The organism is Streptomyces ossamyceticus, assembly GCF_001418475.1.
In the GTDB taxonomy this organism is placed as follows: Bacteria; Actinomycetota; Actinomycetes; order Streptomycetales; family Streptomycetaceae; genus Streptomyces; species Streptomyces ossamyceticus.
On record NZ_LIQX01000936.1, the window covers coordinates 1 to 1,009 of the forward strand.

2 protein-coding genes are annotated in these 1,009 nt (G+C 70.1%); both read left to right on the forward strand.

Annotated features, from left to right (window positions below; translation table 11 throughout):
* On the forward strand, positions 1-323 hold a 323-nt coding region (locus AOK15_RS40720), incomplete at its 5' end, for an ATP-dependent Clp protease proteolytic subunit (protein ID WP_205632327.1).
* Between the two features lie 7 nt (positions 324-330).
* Positions 331-648 (forward strand): hypothetical protein, encoded by a 318-nt coding sequence (locus tag AOK15_RS40725; RefSeq protein ID WP_055524247.1) that lies wholly within the window; start codon positions 331-333, stop codon positions 646-648.
* Positions 649-1,009: the final 361 nt, after the last annotated feature.

A 1,009-nucleotide genomic window follows, 5' to 3' on the forward strand; every position in this document is an offset into this window, starting at 1 on the left:
CCGCCGCGGTGCTGCTGGCCGCGGGCACCCCGGGCAAGCGATCCGTGCTGCCGGGCGCGCAGGTGGTGATCCATCAGCCGGCGCTGGCCGAGCCGGTCACCGGGCAGGCGAGCGATCTGGCGATCCAGGCCGAGGAGCTGATGCGCAACCGCCGACGGCTGGAGGAGATGCTCGTACGGCACACCGGGCAGAGCCACGAACGGATCAGCGGCGACATCGAGCGGGACAAGATCCTCGACGCGCACGGAGCCGTGGACTACGGCCTGGCCGACCGGGTCGTGCCGAGCCGCAAGGGCTCGCGGGCGCTCCCCGGCGCGAGGTGAGCCGCCGATGCTCCCACCCGAGCTGCCGCCGCTGCCCGCGCTGACGTGCGCCGAGGCGGAGTTGATCGACCGTTATCTGGACGTGGTCGACCTGCTGGGCCGGATCAACCCGGCCCGCCCCGGCGACACGTATCGCGGGCTGCGGGCCGCGCAGGCACTCGTCGGCCGGGCGACGGCGCTGCACGACGCGCTCGAACTGATGCACACACGTGGTGAGAACGAACTGCACGCCCCCACCCTGGCCCGCGCCCTGCGGGTCCTGGACGGGGAACGACGGGCGGCCCGGGTCACCCTTCCGCCGGAACCGGAGGACTTCCCCGCGTGAACCCGAGCACTCCCCCGCGTGAACCGATCGGGCGTCGTCCGCCGTACTACTGACGGGCCCTCCGGTCCGGGTCTCGACCCACCGGACGGCCTACTCGGAACAACCCATCGGCCCACCCGTCCCCAGAACCGCAGGAGTTGCGCATCATGCCTGCAAGAGTGCCGGAACCCATCATTCCGATGCTGGTAAGGACGTCCTCGACTCTGCGGACAGAACAGCTGAAAAGGGTCTGTCCACCCGAACGGGCGAGTGGTGAGTAACACCACAAATCCCTGATTCCGTTGGGATTTTCGGACTTCCGTGCGTCAAGATCCCTTCCTGACGACAAGCCCCCGCCGCAGCGGCGGGGGCTTGTCGTCAG

Coding starts and splice junctions, on each gene's coding strand:
- AOK15_RS40725 (WP_055524247.1), top strand. CDS start 331: ATGCTCCCACCCGAGCTGCCGCCGCTGCCCGCGCTGACGTGCGCCGAG.